Origin of the sequence: Streptomyces sp. NPDC007875 (assembly GCF_042868035.1) — a bacterium.
Taxonomy (GTDB): Bacteria; Actinomycetota; Actinomycetes; order Streptomycetales; family Streptomycetaceae; genus Streptomyces; species Streptomyces antimycoticus.
The window spans coordinates 167242-186338 of the sequence record NZ_JBIADZ010000015.1 but is presented as its reverse complement, the minus strand read 5'-3'; the positions used below and the strand labels follow the sequence as shown (position 1 = coordinate 186338).

Here is a 19097-nt window from a genome sequence, read left to right as displayed (position 1 = left end):
TCAGAACCCTTAATCTCCGAACAAATTCGATCACTTCGGATCGCAGGAGCCCTCTGATGCCCCCGCATGCCACCCGACCCTGGAGAGCGCCGGCAGCGCTGCTCGCGCTGCTGGCCGCCCTCGCTCTCGTGGTTCCCCTCACCGCGAGCCGTGTGCACGCCGCGGAGCACGACCGGAGCCACGGGAGCGGACGTGCCGTGCAGCAGTCCACCACGGTCTCGCGCTATCTGTTCACCGCCTTCACGAACAGCAGCGAGAGCAACATGTATGTCTACGGGTCCGACGACGCGCGCGACTTCTGGTCGGTCCAGGACAAGGCGTACACCCCGCCCGCCGGTCTCGTCCGCGACCCCAGCGTCATCCACCGCGGTGGCCGCTACTACGTCGCGTACACCACCGGATGGACCGGCACCACCTTCGGTCTCGCCGTCAGCGACGACCGCCGCACCTGGACCCATCTCGCCGACATCGACCACGGCGTGGCCGCCAACAACACCTGGGCACCGGAGTTCTTCACCGACGCGCCCGACGGCAAGGTCCGTATCGTCGTCTCGCTGTCCACCGGGCCCACCGCCTACCGGCACTTCCAGCCCCACGTCCTCACCGCGCTCGACGACACGCTCACCCGGTGGAGCGAGCCCCAGCCGCTCGAGGGCGTCTCGCCGAGCGAGAGCGACTACAACGGCTATATCGACACCTTCGTGGTCCGCAAGGGCGCCACCTACCACGCGTTCACCAAGAACGCCACGGGCGAACTCATCGAGCACGCCGTCGCCGACCGCATCACCGGTCCGTACCGCTTCACCGGCAAGGGCGACTGGGCGGGATGGGGCAGCCTGCTGGAGGGCCAGACCATCGTCGCCCTCCCCGGCGGCGGCTATCGCATGTTCATGGACGGCTACACCGTCAAGAAGTACTACTACAGCGACAGCGCCGACCTGGAGCACTGGACGCCCAAACAGGAGCTGTCCGGCCTGTCGGGCGTGGTGCGCCACGGCACCGTCATCCGGGAGACCGCCACCGTGCGGCCCGGCGATGCCAACCCCGCCCTGCCCGGCTACCACGCCGACCCCGATGTGATCTACGCCGAGGGCCGGTACTGGATCTATCCCACCGAGGACGGCCACCCCGGCTGGAGCGGCACCCGCTTCAACGGCTTCTCCTCACCCGACCTCGTCCACTGGACCGACCACGGCCCCGCCCTCGACCTCGCCGATGTCTCCTGGTGCCAGGAGAACGCCTGGGCCCCCTCGGTGGTCAGGAAGGGCGACACCTACTGGATGTACTTCAGCGCCTGCCAGTCCATCGGTGTCGCCAAGTCCGCAGGCCCTGGGGGACCGTTCACCGACGCGCTCGGCAAACCGCTGGTCGCCAAGGGGCAGTTCGGCCACCAGTCGATCGACCCGGACGCCTTCGTGGACGACGACGGCACCCCCTACCTCTACTTCGGGCAGGGCGCCTTCGAGGCGGCCCGGCTGAACGACGACATGGTCTCCTTCGCCACCCAGCCGGTGAAGATCACCCCGCCCGGCTACAACGAGGCGCCGACCGTCTTCCAGCGCGCGGGCCGCTACTACGCGATGTGGTCGGAGGACGACACCCGCAGCCCCGACTACCGCGTGGCCTACGGAGTCTCCGACTCACCGCTCGGCCCCTTCACCAAGGCGGCGGGCAACCCGGTCCTGGCCAAGGACACCGGCGATCAGATCCTCGGCACCGGCCACAACTCCGTCATCCAGGTCCCGGGCCGCGACGAGTGGTACATCGTCTACCACCGCTTCGCCCGCCCCGGCGGCGACGGCACCCATCGCGAAGTCGCCATCGACCGGATGCGGTTCAACCCCGACGGCACCATCCAGCCGATCCGCCCGACGCAGGCCGGCATCACGCCCGTCCGGCCTCAGGCGCATCACCAGCCAGAGCAGGAGAGAACCGCATGAGCCGCAGCGAAGAACACCAGCCCAGCCGCAGGCGCGTGGTGATGGGCGCCCTCGCCCTGGGGGCGGCCGCCGGAACACCCGGGATCGCGCAGGCCGCCACCCCCAGCGCGCCGCGGGCCGCCGCCAAGGCCGCCTCGTACGCCAATCCGCTGGTCCGCCGCCGCGCCGATCCGCATATCCTCAAGCACACCGACGGCTACTACTACTTCACGGCCACCGTCCCCGAGTACGACCGCATCGTCCTGCGGCGCTCCAGGACCATCGGCGGCCTGGCCACCGCCGCCGAGTCGGTGATCTGGAAGAAGCACACCAGCGGCGACATGGGCGCCCACATATGGGCCCCGGAAATCCACTTCATCGACGGCAAGTGGTACATCTACTTCGCCTCGGCCCCCGCGGACGACGTCTGGAAGATCCGGATGTGGGTGCTGGAGAACGCGAGCGCCAACCCCCTCGCCGGGACCTGGACCGAGAAGGGCCGCATCGTCACACCCATCGACTCCTTCTCCCTGGACGCCTCCACCTTCACCCACCAGGGCACCCGCTATCTCGTCTGGGCGCAGAGCAACCCGGACGTCGGCAACAACTCGAGCATCTACCTCGCCCGGATGGCGAACCCATGGAGCATCACCGGCCCCCAGGTGGAGATCTCCCGGCCGACGTACGACTGGGAGACCCGTGGCTTCAAGGTCAACGAGGGCCCCTCGGTCCTGCAGCGGAACGGCCGTGTCTTCCTCACCTACTCCGCCAGTGCCACCGACGCCAACTACTGCATGGGGCTGCTGACCGCCTCCGCCGGCAGCGACCTGCTCGCCGCCGCGTCCTGGAAGAAGAGCCCGCAGCCGGTCTTCACCAGCAATGACACCACCAAGCAGTACGGTCCCGGCCACAACTCCTTCACCGTCGCCGAGGACGGCCGCACCGACCTCCTCGTCTACCACGCCCGCCAGTACAAGGACATCACCGGGGACCCGCTGAACGACCCCAACCGGCACACCCGCGTCCAGGCCCTCGGCTGGAAGGCCGACGGCACCCCGGACTTCGGCGTGCCCGTGGCCGACACGCCCGCACGGGACACCGCGGCCGCCACCCGCTACACCATGACGGCGTTCACCAACAGCAGCGAGTCGAACATGTACGTCTACCAGTCGTCCGACGCGACGACGTACACGCTGCTCAAGGGACCCGCCTACACCCCGCCGTCCGGGCTCATCCGCGACCCCAGCGTCATCAAGCACACCGACGGCTACTACTACATCGTCTACACGACCGACTGGACCGGGAACACCATCGGTTTCGCGCGCAGCCGCGACCGCCTCACCTGGACCTTCGTCCGCAATCACACCCTGCCGGTGTCCGGGCTGGAGCGCACCTGGGCGCCGGAGTTCTTCGTGGACGACGGCGGCAGCGTCAACATCATCGTCTCGCTGGACACCGCCTCCACCCCCGATTACATCTTCCGGCCGCATCTGCTCACCGCCACCGACGCGTCGCTGTCGTCATGGACCACGCCGACACCGCTCAGGGGTCTGGACACCGCCAACTACATCGACACCTTCGTCGTCCGCCACGCCGGGCAGTACCACGCCTTCACCAAGCAGGAGACGACCAAGTACATCGAGCACGCGACGGCGAACAGCCTCGGCGGGCCGTACACCCTCAGCGGCACCGGCGACTGGGCGGGCTGGGGAAGCTGGCGCGAGGGACCGGCGCTGGCGCGCCTGGACAACGGCGGCTGGCGGATCTACTTCGACGGCTACACCGAGCAGAAGTACTACTACAGCGACAGCCTCGACGGCTTCCGGACCTGGACCCCGATCCGGGAGCTGCCCGGGCTCACCGGATTCGCCCGCCACTTCACCGTCCTGAAGGAGACCGTGTGAGGCGCGGCCGTCTGTGGACCCTGGCCGTGGCCGCCGTCCTCGGGCTCCTGGCCCCGCCGGCGGGGGTCCGCCCACGGCTCGCAGACCGCGTACGTCCGGCCCGTGCAGGCCAGCCGCACCCCCTCCTCCCTCTACCTGGGCGACAGCTGGGGGAACTGTTTCGGCGGTCCGTACGCCACGCTGGGGGCCCGGCACAGCGGCACATGACGGCTACGTCCGGTTCACCGCCCGCTCCGGCGGCAAGTGCCTGGACGTCGCCGACGAGTCCACGGTGGACAAGGCCGCACTCCTCCGGCGGAGCTGCACCGGCGGCGCCAACCAGCAGTGGCAGCGCGGCTGACCGCACCCGCACCGCCGGTGCCTGAGGGCTGTTGACTTGCCCAGGAGGGCCGGTACCTTCACGGTGCACATGATGTCGGACATCGTTCGTAATTTCGAACCTCAGTGAGGGCAGTCATGAGCGAACCAGTCGACAGACGGCACTTCATCACCACCACCGCCACCGGGGCCGCGGCCGTGGCGCTCACCGTCGCGGCCGGATCCACCGCCGCGGCGGCGCCTCCGGGCGCCACCCAGGCCGCGACCCACCGGGAGCCCCAGGCGCTGACCGGCGTCCAGCCCTTTCCGCTCACCGCCGTGACCCTGCTCCCTGGTGCCTTCAAGGACAACCAGTCCCGCAACACCGCCTATCTGCGCTTCGTGGACATCGACCGGCTGTTGCACACCTTCCGCCTCAACGTCGGCCTCCCCAGCGCCGCCCAGCCCTGCGGCGGCTGGGAGAGCCCCACCACGGAACTGCGCGGCCACAGCACCGGCCACCTGCTGTCCGGACTGGCCCTCACCTACGCGGCCACCGGTGACACCGCGCTGCGCGACAAGGGCCGCACACTGGTCTCGGCGCTCGCCGCCTGCCAGGCCAGGTCCCCGGCCGCGGGCTACGGCCAGGGCTACCTCTCGGCGTTCCCCGAGAGCTTCTTCGACCGGCTGGAGGCCGGTACCGGAGTGTGGGCCCCGTACTACACCATTCACAAGATCATGGCCGGGCTCGTCGACCAGTACCGGCTCGCGGGCAACGCCGAGGCCCTTCAGACCGTGCTGCGCCAGGCCGCCTGGGTCGACACCCGCACCGGGAGGCTGAGCTACGACCAGATGCAGCGGGTGCTGCAGACCGAGTTCGGCGGCATGAACGACGTCTTCGCCGATCTGCACGAGATCACCGACGACAGCCGCTGGCTGAAGGTCGCCGAACGCTTCACCCACGCCCGCGTCTTCGACCCGCTCGCCCGGAACGAGGACCGGCTCGCCGGGCTGCACGCGAATACCCAGATCCCCAAGATGGTGGGCGCCATGCGGCTGTGGGAGGAGGGGCTCGACAGCCGCTACCGCACCATCGGCGAGAACTTCTGGAAGATCGTCACCGATCATCACACCTACGTCATCGGCGGGAACAGCAACGGGGAGGCGTTCCACGAGCCCGACGCCATCGCCGCCCAGCTCTCCAACAACGCTTGCGAGAACTGCAACAGCTACAACATGCTCAAGCTCACCCGGCTGATCCACTTCCACGCGCCGGAGCGCACGGATCTGCTCGACTACTACGAGCGCACCCTGCTCAACCAGATGCTGGGCGAGCAGGACCCGGACTCGGCCCACGGCTTCAACATCTACTACACCGGTCTCGCCCCCGGCTCCTTCAAACAGCAGCCGTCCTTCATGGGCACCGACCCCAACCAGTACTCCACCGACTACGACAACTTCTCCTGCGACCACGGCAGCGGCATGGAGACCCAGGCCAAGTTCGCCGACACCATCTACACCTACGCCGACCGCAGCCTGCTGGTGAACCTCTTCATCCCCTCCGAGCTGCGCTGGCAGGACAAGGGCATCACCTGGCGCCAGACCACCGGCTTCCCCGACCAGCAGACCACCACCCTCACCGTCACCTCCGGCGGTGCCTCCCTCGAACTGCGCGTCCGCATCCCCTCCTGGGCGGCGGGAGCCCGCGCCACGCTCAACGGCACCACCCTCGCCGACCGGCCGGCCCCCGGCAGCCGGCTGATCATCGACCGCCAGTGGAAGACCGGCGACCGGGTCGAGGTGACCCTGCCGATGAAGCTGACGTTCGACCCCACCCCCGACGACCCCGACGTCCAGGCCGCGCTCTACGGGCCCGTCGTGCTCGCCGGAGCGTACGGCGGCCGCACCGGAATGACCATGCCGCGCCTGGACAAGGGAACCGTGGCCCAGAGCGCCACGAGCCCCATGCGGTTCAGCGCCACGGCCAGTGGCGAGAGCGTGACCCTGCTGCCGGTCGCCCGCGTCCACCACCAGCACTACAACGTGTACTGGCTGACCGGGCAGCCGCCCACCCCGCCGCCCGCCTTCGCCGCCTGGCACCGCTTCGACGAGACCTCCGGCACCACCGCCGCCGACGCCACCGGCCGGGCGAAGACCGCCCGGCTCACCGGTGGGGCCTCCTGGACGGCGGGCAGGACCGGCGGAGCCCTCGCCCTGAACGGCACGGACGGGCATGTCGTCCTCGCCGACGACCTCCTGGCCGGCGCCCGGGCGTACACCCTGGCCACCTGGGTCCGGCTGGACGGCACCCCCACCGCCTGGGCCCGGATCTTCGACATCGGCACCGGGGTGACCGCCAATATGTTCCTCACCCCCGTCGCCGACTCCGGGAAGCTGCGCTTCGCCATCACCGCGGGCGGCGGCGGAGCCGAGCAGCGCATCGAGGCCGCCCCGCTGCCCACCGACCAGTGGGTCCATGTCGCCGTCGCCTACGGCACCGGCACCGCCGTCCTCTACGTAGGCGGGCGCGAGGTGGGACGCAACACCGCCATCACCGTCGAGCCCGTCCACTTCGGCAACCACATCCGGGCCGGCTACCTCGGCAAGTCGCAGTACCCGGACCCGTACCTCAAGGCCGCGTTCGACGACTTCCGCGTGTACGGCAGAACACTCAGCGGGAATGAGGTCGCCACTTTGGCCCAAAGCTGACAAGCTCAGGCGGGCGGGTCGTCCCCACGGCCTGCCCGCTCCCAATCGCACCGTATGGACAAGGACGACGCGCATGGTCCACCTCGCCGCCGAGAACCGCTACGACTCCATGCAGTACCAGCGCTGCGGGCGCAGTGGTGTGCTGCTCCCGAAGGTCTCGCTCGGCCTGTGGCACAACTTCGGCGACACCCACCCCCTGGAGACCCAGCGCGCTGTGCTGCGCCGCGCCTTCGACCTCGGTGTCACCCATATCGATCTGGCCAACAACTACGGTCCGCCGCCCGGCAGCGCCGAGACCAACTTCGGCTCGATCTTCGCCCAGGACTTCCGCCCTTATCGCGATGAGCTCTTCATCGCCAGCAAGGCCGGACACCTCATGTGGCCGGGGCCGTACGGCGAGTGGGGCTCGCGCAAATACGTCCTGGCCAGCCTCGACCAGTCGCTGTCCCGGATGGGGCTGGACTACGTCGATGTCTTCTACTCCCACCGCTTCGACCCGGACACCCCGCTCGAGGAGACGATGGGCGCCCTCGACAGCGCGGTGCGCCAGGGCAAGGCGCTCTACGCGGGCCTGTCCAACTACCCGCCGGAGGCGATCGCCGAGGCCGCCGCGATCCTGAAGGACCTGCGCACCCCGTATCTGATCAACCAGTATCCGTACTCGATCCTCCAGCGCGGGGTCGAGGGCGGGGTGCTGCAGGCGTCCGCCGAGGCGGGCGTGGGGGTCATCGCCTTCTCGCCGCTGGCGCAGGGACAGCTCACCGACCGGTATCTCCACGGGGTGCCGGCCGATTCGCGCATGGCGCTCGGCCACTTCCTCAAGCGCGAGACGCTCACCGAGGAGCGGCTGTCCCTGCTGCACGCCCTCAACAAGCTCGCGGAGGGGCGCGGCCAGACCCTCGCCCAGCTGGCGCTCGCGTGGGTGCTGCGCGACCCCCGGGTGGTCTCGGTGCTGATCGGCGCGAGCAGCGTCGCCCAGCTGGAGCAGAACGTCTCGGTGCTGGACTCGCCCGCCTTCAGCGACGCCGAGCTGGCCGAGATCGACCGCCTCTCGGCCGAGGCGGGCATCGAGATTCCCTGACGGGGTTCGCTGACGTCCGCGGGCCGGGGATCGGCCCGGCCCGCGGACGGATAGCATGAGCGGTCACCCGAGACCGCCACGAACCGCCGCACGGAGACGCAACCTTGGCCACACAACGGATTCCGGTCATTCTCGTCACGGGTTTTCTGGGCTCCGGGAAAACGACGATGCTCAACCATCTGATGCGGGACAGCGCGGACACCCGCATCGGCGTCATCGTCAATGACTTCGGATCGATCAACATCGACGCCATGGCCGTCGCCGGACAGGTCGATTCGATGATCCCGATCGAGAACGGCTGTCTGTGCTGCGCGGCGGACGCCTCCGAGATGGACGAGATGCTCGACCGGCTCACCGATCCGGAGCTGCGCATCGATGTCGTGGTGATCGAGGCCAGCGGCCTCGCCGAGCCGCAGAGCATGATCCGTACGCTGCTGTCCAGCACCAACGAGCGGATCGTCTACGGCGGCCTGGTGGAGGTCGTGGACGCCGCGGAGTTCCCGGACACCCGCGTCCGCCACCCCGAGCTCGACCGCCATGTCCGCGCCGCGGACCTCATCGTGCTCAACAAGACCGACCGCGTCGCCGAGGACGAGCGCCGGGATCTTGTGGAGACCATCCAGGAGATCGCCCCCGGCGCGCCGGTCCTGGCCGCCGCGCACGGGCGCGTCGACCCCGCGCTCCTCTTCGACCACCGGCCCCGCGAGACCTCCGAGGAAGGCTTCCGGCAGCTCTCGTTCGCCGATGTGTGGGGCGACGACGTGGGTGCCGAGGACGAGTGCGGCGACGGCCACGACCACGACCACCACCTCCACGCCGCCTACGAGAGCATGGAATTCACCGCGGCCGAGCCGCTGCATCCGCGCCGGCTGATGGCGTTCCTCGACAGCCTCCCGGCGGGGCTCTACCGCGCCAAGGGTTTCCTCCACTTCGCGGGCGCGGGCCGGGAGCGGAAGTTCACCCTGCACGCGGTCGGCTCGTATCTCCGCTTCCAGCCGTCGCCCTGGGAGCCCGGTGAGCCCCGCACCACCCAGCTGGTGATGATCGGCACCGGGATCGACGCCGACACCCTCACCAAGCGGCTGGGCGAGTGCGTGGCGGCACCCGCGGAAGAGGTCGAGGACACGCACATGATGGGCGTGCTCCGCCATGTGGACGAGGCGGACTAGGGAAATCCATGGGAACGGCGGTGCAACCCTGAGACGGCGTCACGGGTCCTGGTGGGTGTACATGAGGTAAACGCTCATCAACGAGCAGGAGGATCTGTGCGCTCCCGTTCCCTCACCACCGTCGTGCGCTGCGCGACAGTGGTGGCACTTGTGACCACCCCCGCTTTACTCGCCCTGCCCTCGGCGGGCGCCGCCGAGTCCCGCACCGCCGCGGCCGCCGCCCCCAAGGTCGACTTCAACAAGGACGGACGCGCCGACCTCGCCGTCTCCGCCCCCGCCGGCACGGTGGACGGCAAGGCCAAGGCGGGCTACGTCGCCGTGGTCTACGGCTCCGCCTCCGGTGCGGACACCGCCCACCGCCAGGTCATCAGCCAGGCCACCGAGGGTGTCCCCGGTGACCCCGCCGCGTCGGCGTACTTCGGGGCCCATTCGGTCGCCCGCGACCTGGACGGCGACGGCTACACCGATCTGGCGGTCCAGGCCGGTGACTCCCCGGCCATCACGGTCCTGTGGGGTTCGGCGAACGGCCTGACCGGTGGCACCCAGCTGCCCGCCGGCAACGGCGACCACTGGGGCTCCAGCGACATCGTGGGCGGTGACTTCAACGGCGACGGCAAGGCCGACCTGGTCGATGTGGTCACCGTCGACGAGGGCTCGGAGGACGAGAAGACCGGCCTGCGCGTCCGTCTCGGCCCGTTCACCCGCGACGGCAAGGACGCGGGCAGCTCGTTCTCCGACACCGGCAGGTTCGACGGGCCGACCAGTCTGACCGCGGGCGACATCACCGGCGACGGCAAGGACGACCTCGTCTCCACCCACGCCTTCGAGGAGATGTCCGAGTCCAGCCTGTTCTTCAAGGGGGACGACAAGGGCCTGTCGCCGAAGGTCAAGGACCTCACCGACGCCGCCTCCGCGACCATCGGCGACGTCGACAAGGACGGCCACGGCGATCTGGTGCTGCGCACGGTCCCGGGGAACGTCGTCGAGGACCTGCCGTACGACCACGGCACCCTGAAGGTCCTCTACGGCACCGCCTCGGGGCCGAGCACCACCCGCACCACGACCATCGACCAGAACACCGCGGGCGTCCCCGGCGTCAACGAGGACGGCGACCAGTTCGGCTACTCGCTCAGCTCCGGCGACGTCAACGGCGACGGCTACGCGGACATCGCCGTCGGCATCCCGTACGAGGCCCTCGAAGCCGGCCAGAAGGAGGCGGGCAGCGTCGTCCAGCTCTACGGCGGCCGGGGCGGGCTGTCCGGCACCGGAGCCCAGGCGTTCACCCAGGACACCGCCGGTGTCCCCGGCGCCGCGGAGGCGGGCGACCACTTCGCCATGGCGGTCCGGCTCGCCGACACCGACGGCGACGGCAAGGACGACCTGGCGGTGGGCGCCCCCGACGAGGACGGCGCCCAGTCCACCAGCGGTGCGGCATGGGTGCTGCGCGGCCAGTCCGGCGGCCTCACCACGGGCGGGGTCGTCTCCTTCGGGCCCGACTCCCTCGGGGCGCCGGAGGCCGGTGCGGCCCTGGGCGCGGGATTCCAGCAGTAGCCGGATTCCAGCGGTAGCCATATCCCCTGCAGGCACGAACTCGGTTCTGTGCATGAGTAGTTGACGATCCCTCAGATCTACTGGACGGTAGGTCCATGCCGACTCATGAGACGCGAGGGATACGGATCGGCCGCCCCCGACCGGGTCGCACCCGGTTGCTCGGGGTGGCCGCTGCGTTGCTGGTGGCGGCCGCGGCCCCGGGCACTCCGGCGGCCGCGGCCGAGGCGCCCTGGTTCGACGGCCGGGCGGCGGACCAGATGACCGTGGACGGCACCCGGTTCGCCGACGGACACGGCCGCGAGGTCGTGCTGCGCGGCTTCAATGTGTCCGGCGAGACCAAACTGGAGGAGAACGGCGGGCTCCCGTTCGCCTCCACCGCCGACGCCAGGACATCCGCCGCCGCCATGCGGAACCTGGCCGGAGCCAACGCGGTGCGCTTCCTGCTGTCCTGGGCCCACGCCGAGCCCGAGCCCGGCCAGGTGGACACCGCCTATCTGGAGAAGGCCACCGCGCAGATGACGGCGTTCCTGGACGCCGGAATCCGGGTCTTCCCCGACTTCCACCAGGACCTGTACTCCGGCCGTCTCTTCGACAAGGACAGCTGGTACAGCGGTGACGGCGCGCCGAAATGGGTCATCGACGCGGGCGGATACCCCAAGGAGTCCTGCGGCATCTGCGTGCACTGGGGCCAGAACATCACCCAGAACCAGGCGGTCATGAACGCCACCCGCGACTTCTGGCGCAACCGCGCCCTGACCACCGGCGCGGGCACCGTCCGGGTCCAGGACGCCTTCCTGGCCACCGCCGAGACGACCATGACCTACCTCGCCCGGCACCTCACCGACGAGCAGTTCACCCGCGTCGCCGGCTTCGATCCGCTCAACGAGCCGTACGCGGGCGCGTACGACGACGGCCAGAACAGCCGCACCTGGGAGAAGAGCGTGCTGTGGCCCTTCTACGAGAAGTTCCGCGCCGGTATGGACGCCGCGGGCTGGCAGGACAAGCCCGCCTTCGTGGAGCCCAATATGTTCTGGAACTCCAACCTGGACTTCCAGCGCCAGGAGGGCGGACTCCTCGACGCCGGAAAGCCCGGCCCCGACTACGTCTTCAACACCCACTACTACGACCAGAAGGCCATCTCCGGGATCTTCATGCCCGGCAAGGCGGCCGACGGCCAGTACGCGGGCGACTTCGGCGCCCTGCGCGACCGCTCCACCGCCCTGGACCTTCCGGCCGTCATGAGCGAGTTCGGCCATCCGCTGACCGGCTTCACCTCCGACAAGGCCCCCACCGTCGTCAAGGGCATGTACCAGGCACTGGACTCCCGGCTCCCCGGCGCCACCTGGTGGACCCGGCCGGCCGCCTCCGGTGCCGTGCTCTCCTCCACCCAGTGGCAGTGGGACATCTACAGCGGCCGCCACCACGAGGCCATGAACGGCAACACCGGCAAGGTCCTCACCGAGGGCGACGCCTGGAACGGCGAGGACCTCTCGGCCGTCCGCCTCGACGACTCCGGCAACGCCGTGCTGCGCCAGGACGCACGGCTGCTCGACCGGCTCTATCCGCGCGCCGTCGCGGGCCGCACCCTCGCCTTCACCTTCGAGGACCGCTCACGCGACGGCTCCACCACGCTCAGCTGGAACCGCATCCCCAGCAGCCTGCCGAACGTGGCCGAGCTGACCGGCGCCGGCCGCTACGGCATGCTGGTATGGCGCTCCGACGACGGCACCGAAGCGCCCACCGAACTGCGTCTGCCCCGCGACTTCGACCCCGCCCGGACCACCGTCGTCTCCGATCTGGGCACCGTCACCGGGCCGCCCGCGTACACCGCGCACGGCCACACCGCCGACCACCCCATCGCCACCGCCGCGGAGCCCGGCGGCACCGACGCGCGCCGGCTGGTGCTCTCCGCCCCGGCCGACGCGGGCACCGGCACCGTGCACTACGCGCTGATCGCCGACGGCACGGTCGCACCCTCGGCGGAGCTGCGCGCCGCCGCCCAGCGCGAACTGACGGCGTGGGCGGCGAACGCAGGCTTCTGAGCCCCTCGGGCCACCGCTACCAGCGAGGGTGCACCCGGGGCCGGAGCCGCCGGTCGTACAGGTCGCCGACGGCGTCCAGCGTGGCGCCGGGCAGCGGGGGCAGCCCCGCCGCGTCCGCGTTCGCCCGAGCCTGCTCGGGCGAACGCGCCCCCGGGATGACCGAGGTGACGCCCGGCTGCTGGACGATCCACCGCAGCGCGGTCTGCGCGGGGGTGGCTCCCTCAGGCGCCAGCTCCGCGAACTCCACCGCCGCCTCCAGACCCTCCTCGAAGCCCACGCCGGAGAAGGTCTCGCCCTGGTCGAACATCTCGCCGTGCCGGTTGAAGGTGCGGTGGTCGTTCTCGGCGAAGACGGTGTCCCTGGTGTACTTCCCCGACAGCAGACCGGACGCCAGCGGCACCCGCGCGATGATCCCCACACCGGCCTCCCGCGCCGCCGGCACCACCTCCTCCAGCGGCTTGAGCCGGAACGGGTTGAGGATGATCTGCACGCTCGCCGTTCCAGGCCGCGCGATCGCCGCCAGCGCCTCCGCACACGTCTCGACGCTCACCCCGTACGCCGCCACACGCTCCTCCGCCACCAGCGTGTCCAGCGCGTCGAAGACCGCTTCCGAGGAGTGCACCGAGGACGGCGGGCAGTGCAGCTGCACCAGATCCAGGGTGTCCACCCCGAGATTGGCCCGCGACCGGTCGGTCCAGGCGCGGAAATTGTCCAGGGTGTAGTTCTCCTCGAGCTGCGGCAGCCGCCGCCCCATCTTGGTCGCCACGAAGATCCCGGCGTCCGGCCGCTCCCGCAGATACCGCCCGATGAGCTGCTCGCTGCGCCCGTCCCCGTACACATCGGCGGTGTCGAAGAACGTCACGCCCGCTTCGACGGCCGCCTCCAGCACGGCCAGGGCGTCCTGCTCGCCGACCTCGCCCCAGTCCGCGCCCAGCTGCCAGGTTCCCAGGCCCACGACCGAGACCTTCCGGCCGAGCCGGCCGAACTCACGCTGCTCCATGCTCCCTCTTCTCTCCTGCTGCGACGCTCACCGTACCCCCGCTCACCAGTCGTGCACCGTGCCGTCCGCCAGCCGGTTCACCGGCAGATAGGCGGGCTGGTACGGGAAGCGTCCGGCGGCCTCGGTGTCCAGCTCGACGCCCAGGCCCGGGGTGTCGGACGGGTGCAGCAGCCCGTCCTCGAAGCGGAAGGAGGTGCGGAAGACCTCCAGGGTGTCGGCGGTGTGCGGCATGTACTCCTGTATGCCGAAGTTGTGGATGGCCAGATCCAGATGGAGCGCCGCGGCCATGCCCACGGGGGAGATGTCGGTCGGGCCGTGGATGCCGGACTTGATTCCGTAGACCGCGGCCAGGTCCAGCAGTTTGCGCATGGCGGTGACCCCGCCGGTGTGGGTCACCGCCGAGCGCACGTAGTCGATCAGCCGCTCGTTCAGCAGGGTGGTGTAGTCGTGGACGTGGTTGAAGACCTCGCCGATGGCCAGCGGGGTGGTGGTGTGCTGCCGGATGAGCCGCAGCGCCGCCTGGTCCTCGCCGGGCGTGGCGTCCTCCAGCCAGAACAGGTCGTACGGCTCCAGCGCCTTGCCGAGCCGGGCCGCCTGGATGGGTGTCATCCGGTGGTGGCCGTCGTGCAGCAGCGGCAGCTCCGGGCCGAACTCCTGCCGTACGGCCTCGAACACCGTCGGCACATGGCGCAGGTAGGCCCGGGTGTCCCAGCTCTCCTCGGCGGGCAGCACGCGGGGCCCCGACCCCCGGCGCGCGGGTTCGTAGTCGTATCGCTCCCCGCCGCCCGCGCTGGAGGAGGCCACCCCGTAGACCGAGGCCAGCCCCGGGATGCCGGTCTGCACGCGGATCGCGCGATAGCCCTGCTCCAGATGGGCGCGGATGGAGTCGAGCAACTCGGGGACGTCCCGGCCGGAGGCGTGTCCGTAGGCCAGCGCCCCGCTGCGCGAGGCCCCGCCCAGCAGCTGGTACAGCGGCATCCCGGCGGCCTTTGCCTTGATGTCCCACAGCGCCGTGTCGACGGCCGCGATGGCGGCCATGGTCACCGGACCGCGCCGCCAGTACGCCCCGCGGTACAGATACTGCCAGGTGTCCTCGATGCGCGAGGCGTCCCGGTCGAGCAGCAGCGGCACCACGTGGTCCCGCAGATACGAGGCGACGGCCAGCTCACGGCCGTTGAGCGTGGCGTCCCCCAGGCCCGTGACCCCGTCCTCGGTGACGATGCGCAAGGTGACGAAATTGCGACCCGGACTGGTGATGACGACCTCGGCCGACTCGATCCTCACCGCATACCCCATTCCCTTGTTCTGCTTGATCGGTCCCTTTCGGCGATCACGCCGTACGGGCAGCTCTACCCGCTTCCCGCCGCCGGGATCCGGGGGCGACGGCCCGCCTCCCGCCCCCTCGTCAACTCCCCCGCCCGCGGGTAGCGTGGCGGCATGCTGTGACACCCACCCCGCCCTCGGGGGCCGCCCGGACACCTCCTTCGCACCGTCCGCACGTCGTCAGATACCGAAGGAGGCATCCGTCATGACCACCCTCACCGTCGCACTGCTTCAACTCGCCCCGCCCGGAACCGAGTTGTCCGTGAACCTCGCCCTCGGCGAGGCGGCCTGCCGCCGGGCCGGGGCCATGGGCGCGGACATCGCGCTCTTCCCAGAGATGTGGAGCAATGGCTACAGCTGCTCCGTCCCGGACGGCTTCGCCCGCGGCGATCGCTACCGCCATCCGTCGCTGTGGGACGGGGCCGCGACGGCGCCGCGGCCCCGGGGGGTCTGGCTCGGCGAGCCGATCACCCGCGACTCGCCCTTCGTCACCCGCTTCCGTGAGCTGGCCGCCGAACTGGAGATGGCCATCGCGCTCACCTATCTGGAGCGCTGGGACGGAGCGCCGCGCAACACCCTGTCCCTCATCGACCGGCACGGCCGTCTGGTCCTGACCTACGCCAAGGTGCACACCTGCGTCTTCGACCTGCCCGAGGCCGCGCTGACCCCGGGGGAGGGGTTCGAGGTGTGCGCGCTGGACACGGCGGTGGGCGAGGTGATGACCGGGGCGATGATCTGTTACGACCGCGAGTTCCCGGAGAGCGCCCGCGCCCTGATGCTCGCCGGAGCCGAGATCGTCCTCACTCCGAACGCGTGTGAGCTGGAGATCAACCGGCTCTCCCAGTTCCGCTCCCGCGCGGGGGAGAACATGACCGGTATGGCCATGGCCAACTACGCCGGTCCCGGCTGGGGTCACTCCGTCGCCCACGACGGCATCGCCTTCGCCGGCGGGCGGTCGCGGGACACCCTGGTGGTCGAGGCGGGCGAGGCCGAGGGGGTCTATCCGGCGGCCTTCGACCTCGACGCGCTGCGCGACTACCGGCGCCGGGAGACCTGGGGGGACGCCTTCCGCCGCCCCGCCGCCTACCGGAGCCTGACGGGCCGTGAGGTGCGCGAACCATTTGTCCGGCTGGGACCCGAGGGCGGACCGGTCCCCGGACGCAGCCTCCCGTAATGGCGGAAATGGTTTGTCAAGTACCTACAAAAACATGATCTGAGCTGGGGCGATTGCTGACGGGGTACCTGGTGAGTAGGGTGTCCCGCATGTCAGCACTCAACGTGGAATTCAGCGATCGGGAACTTGAGGACCTCCGCCAGATCGCCAAGGAACGCGGTACGACGATGAAGGCCCTCGTCCGGGAGGCGACCGTGGCCGACATCGCACGGCACCGCGCTCTGCAGGAGGGCGCCGAGGTCTTCCGGCGGTTCTTCGCGGACAACGCGGACGCCTTCGCGGACGCGTTTCCCGACGATGAGCACCGCCATCCCGGGCAGGCCGCCTGACCATGGCCCCGCTGCTGCATATCGACGTCCCCTGGCTGCTGCAGCGCCATGAGGAAGTCATGCCGGAACAGCCGGCCATTTCGGACTTCTCGGGTCTGGTCGCCGCCGTCGCCCGCCACCGTGTGGACCCGCCGCGCCTGGGGGTCGATCCCGACCCGGCGTGGCGGGCCGCGGCCCTGCTGCACACCATCGCGCTGCTCAGACCGCTCCCGGCGAGCAACGCGCGGTTCGCCGCCGCGACCGCGGTCGCCTATATGCACGCTTCGGGCGAGGGCATCGACCCGCCGTACGGGGCGCTGATCGATCTGGTCCGCGACATCCTCTCCAGCAAGGCCGATGTGTTCGACGCGGCCGGCCGCATCCGCTCCTGGCGGATCTGAGGGGGAAACGGGCCGGCGGGGGCTCGGGCACGGGCTTGGGGGTCAGTCGACGTCACCGCGTGTGGTGCCGACCTTGAGGTCGTCGAGGTAGTTGACCACCCGGCTGTTCTCGGCCCCGTACACCCCCCACTTGGGGTCGTTGCTGCTGTCGAAGGTGCGGCAGGCCCACCGGGTGGTGCCGTCGCTGAACTTCTGCTGCTGACCGTTGACCCAGAGCTCGACCCAGCCGCCCTTGGTCTCGTCGGACAGATGCAGCCCGATGGTGTAGTGGTTCCACGTGTTCGCCGAGGCCGGGGTCGACCAGATGGTGAAGACCTGGTTGCCGGGCTGCCGCTGGATCATCGTGGTCCGGCCGCCGAGCGTCTTCAGGACCACCGGCCAGTTCTGGATGTGATCCCCGTAGGACTTCCACTGGAAGGTGGCGTTGTTGTCGACCGTGCTGGAGAGCTTGCTCGACCAGCCGAACCAGTAGGTCCCGCCGTTCTGGAAGGCGTACTTCGAGCCGCCCACGGCGATGCCGTGGCTTTCGCAGCGACTGCTGCCGCTCGGCTTGTCGTACTTCCAGATCTTGCCGCGCTGCGTGTCCGAGACGGCGGTGACACTGCCGGGGGAGTCGCAGTTCAGCAGGCCGTAGATCTTGGTGCCGCCGGAGGCGTCGCCGTCCCAGATGAACGCGGCGTCCGCGGGCCAGGCGAACGCGAGACCCGCGACCGCCACGGCCGCGGGTACGGCGAACCGGAGCCCGGCGATGCGCTGGGGGGACCGTAAGGAAGCCATGCCACTCCTCGGAAGGGCCCCCGTTCGATGGTGTGCGCACCGTACTGGAGCCCCCCGAATTGGTCCATACCTGGCCCGCGCATCGTGCCGGGCCCGTCCCTCGGATCAGCCGGCCGAGCCGAGTTCCTCGGCCAGCGCCTGCTTCTCCAGCGTCTCCCGCCGCTCCTCGGCCGGGGTGTGTCCGGCCGCCTCCGCCGCCTGGACGCGCTCGGCCTCGGCGAGCAGCGAATGGCCGGTGGCCAGGACGCCGATGCCCAGCGCGACCGCCGCGGCCCCGATGTAGAAGGGCAGATGCACCCCGCTGTGCTCGGCGATCTTGCCCGCGGCGTACGGGGCCAGACCGCCGCCGATGAAGCGGACGAAACCGTAGGAGGCGGAGGCGACGGGCCGCTCCACAGGGGCGACGGTCATCACCGCCTGGGTGGTGATGGTGTTGTTGATCCCGATGAAGGCGCCGGCCACGATCACCGCCACGATCAGCGTCGTCTTGGAGTCGGTGAACAGGCCGATGACGAGGATGTCGAGCGCGAACAGCGCCAGGTTCAGATACAGGGAGCGGGCTATGCCGAGGCGCGCCTGCAGCCACGGGGCGCCGAAGACCGAGAAGAAGGCGACGAGCAGACCCCAGCCGGTGAAGACATAGCCGAGCTCATGGGTGCCCAGGTCCATCGGGAACGGCGCGTAGCCCAGCACCGTAAAGAAGCCCCAGTTGTAGCAGAGCGCGGTCAGCCCCATGGTGAGCAGTCCGCGGTGGCGCAGCGCCTTGATCGGGTCGGCGATGGAGGCCCGGCGCGCCGGGGTCGGGGTGGGCTGGACCAGCACGATGGTCGCGATCAGCGCGATGGCCATCAGGGCCGAGACGCCGAAGAACGGCCCGCGCCAGCTGATCCCGCCGAGCTCACCGCCGAGCAGCGGCCCGATCGCGATGCCGATGCCCAGGGCGGTCTCGTAGAGGATGATCGCGCCCGCGAAGCCACCGCTGGCCGAGCCGACGATGACAGCGAGGGAGGTGGCGATGAACAGGGCGTTGCCCAGGCCCCATCCGGCGCGGAAGCCGACGATCCCGTCGATGCTGCCGGACGCCCCGGCCGCCGCGCTGAACAGCACGATGAGCACCAGACCGGCCACCAGGGTGCGCTTGGCACCGATGCGGCTGGAGACGAACCCGGTGACCAGCATGGCGACGGCGGTCACCACCAGATAGCTGGTGAACAGCAGCGACACCTGGCTCGGCGTGGCATGCAGCTGGGAGGAGAGGGAGGGCAGGATCGGATCCACGAGGCCGATGCCCATGAAGGAGATCACGCAGGCGAAGGCGACCGCCCATACGGCCTTCGGCTGCTTGAAGGGGTTGGGGGCGCTGGGATGAGCGGACAAAGGATGCTCCGTCGTTCAGGGTCCCAGCCGTGACGACATGGCAATGCCGTGGCGCGGCAGGGTGC

The 19097-nt window shown here is 70.1% G+C and carries 15 protein-coding genes; 11 read left to right on the top strand and 4 right to left on the bottom strand.

The window, feature by feature from the left end; all coding sequences use genetic code 11:
• Nucleotides 1–56 precede the first annotated feature (56 nt).
• The 8 genes from ACFYOY_RS28860 (at nt 57) to ACFYOY_RS28825 (ending at nt 12672) form a co-directional block, all read left to right on the top strand.
• Nucleotides 57–1940, top strand: coding sequence for a family 43 glycosylhydrolase (locus ACFYOY_RS28860; protein ID WP_351890657.1), 1884 nt, complete (start codon nt 57–59; stop codon nt 1938–1940).
• Nucleotides 1937–3823 (top strand): family 43 glycosylhydrolase, encoded by a 1887-nt coding sequence (locus ACFYOY_RS28855; protein WP_351890651.1) that lies wholly within the window; start codon nt 1937–1939, stop codon nt 3821–3823. The genes ACFYOY_RS28860 and ACFYOY_RS28855 overlap by 4 nt, the downstream gene beginning before the upstream one ends.
• Nucleotides 3824–3836: 13 nt before the next feature.
• Nucleotides 3837–4163, top strand: a complete 327-nt coding sequence (locus ACFYOY_RS28850; protein WP_351890645.1) for an RICIN domain-containing protein — start codon at nt 3837–3839, stop codon at nt 4161–4163.
• Nucleotides 4164–4279: 116 nt separating this feature from the next.
• Nucleotides 4280–6829: a beta-L-arabinofuranosidase domain-containing protein gene (locus tag ACFYOY_RS28845; RefSeq protein WP_388590442.1), complete on the top strand. Its 2550-nt coding sequence runs from the start codon at nt 4280–4282 to the stop codon at nt 6827–6829.
• Between the two features lie 73 nt (nt 6830–6902).
• A complete protein-coding gene (locus tag ACFYOY_RS28840; RefSeq protein ID WP_351890635.1) occupies nt 6903–7910 on the top strand; it encodes an aldo/keto reductase in 1008 nt (335 codons plus the stop codon).
• 104 nt (nt 7911–8014) lie between these two features.
• Nucleotides 8015–9079: a CobW family GTP-binding protein gene (locus ACFYOY_RS28835; RefSeq protein ID WP_351890628.1), complete on the top strand. Its 1065-nt coding sequence runs from the start codon at nt 8015–8017 to the stop codon at nt 9077–9079.
• Nucleotides 9080–9175: 96 nt separating this feature from the next.
• Nucleotides 9176–10630, top strand: coding sequence for an FG-GAP and VCBS repeat-containing protein (locus ACFYOY_RS28830; protein ID WP_351890622.1), 1455 nt, complete (start codon nt 9176–9178; stop codon nt 10628–10630).
• A 95-nt stretch (nt 10631–10725) separates the two neighbouring features.
• Nucleotides 10726–12672, top strand: a complete 1947-nt coding sequence (locus tag ACFYOY_RS28825; RefSeq protein WP_351890616.1) for a cellulase family glycosylhydrolase — start codon at nt 10726–10728, stop codon at nt 12670–12672.
• A gap of 16 nt (nt 12673–12688) precedes the next feature.
• Here ACFYOY_RS28825 and ACFYOY_RS28820 read toward each other — a convergent pair whose 3' ends face one another.
• Together ACFYOY_RS28820 and manD are read right to left on the bottom strand one after the other, a co-directional pair.
• A complete protein-coding gene (locus tag ACFYOY_RS28820; protein ID WP_351890612.1) occupies nt 12689–13672 on the bottom strand; it encodes an aldo/keto reductase in 984 nt (327 codons plus the stop codon).
• Between the two features lie 42 nt (nt 13673–13714).
• Entirely contained in the window at nt 13715–14956 is a 1242-nt protein-coding gene (gene manD / locus ACFYOY_RS28815; RefSeq protein ID WP_351890607.1) for a D-mannonate dehydratase ManD, read from the bottom strand.
• 244 nt (nt 14957–15200) lie between these two features.
• Here manD and ACFYOY_RS28810 point away from each other — a divergent pair, with 244 nt between their 5' ends.
• The 3 genes from ACFYOY_RS28810 (at nt 15201) to ACFYOY_RS28800 (ending at nt 16878) form a co-directional block, all read left to right on the top strand.
• Nucleotides 15201–16169, top strand: coding sequence for a carbon-nitrogen hydrolase family protein (locus tag ACFYOY_RS28810; protein ID WP_351890600.1), 969 nt, complete (start codon nt 15201–15203; stop codon nt 16167–16169).
• An 89-nt stretch (nt 16170–16258) separates the two neighbouring features.
• A complete protein-coding gene (locus ACFYOY_RS28805) occupies nt 16259–16498 on the top strand; it encodes a hypothetical protein (RefSeq protein ID WP_014057435.1) in 240 nt (79 codons plus the stop codon).
• A gap of 2 nt (nt 16499–16500) precedes the next feature.
• The gene (locus ACFYOY_RS28800; protein ID WP_059146634.1) at nt 16501–16878 is read left to right on the top strand and encodes a hypothetical protein; all 378 of its coding nucleotides are present in this window, start codon (nt 16501–16503) and stop codon (nt 16876–16878) included.
• Between the two features lie 42 nt (nt 16879–16920).
• Here ACFYOY_RS28800 and ACFYOY_RS28795 read toward each other — a convergent pair whose 3' ends face one another.
• Nucleotides 16921–17655 carry a heparin lyase I family protein gene (locus tag ACFYOY_RS28795; protein ID WP_351890588.1) on the bottom strand — a complete coding sequence of 245 codons (735 nt, stop codon included), beginning with the start codon at nt 17653–17655 and terminating at the stop codon, nt 16921–16923.
• A gap of 105 nt (nt 17656–17760) precedes the next feature.
• Nucleotides 17761–19032, bottom strand: a complete 1272-nt coding sequence (locus ACFYOY_RS28790; protein ID WP_078646243.1) for an MFS transporter — start codon at nt 19030–19032, stop codon at nt 17761–17763.
• Nucleotides 19033–19097 lie beyond the last annotated feature (65 nt).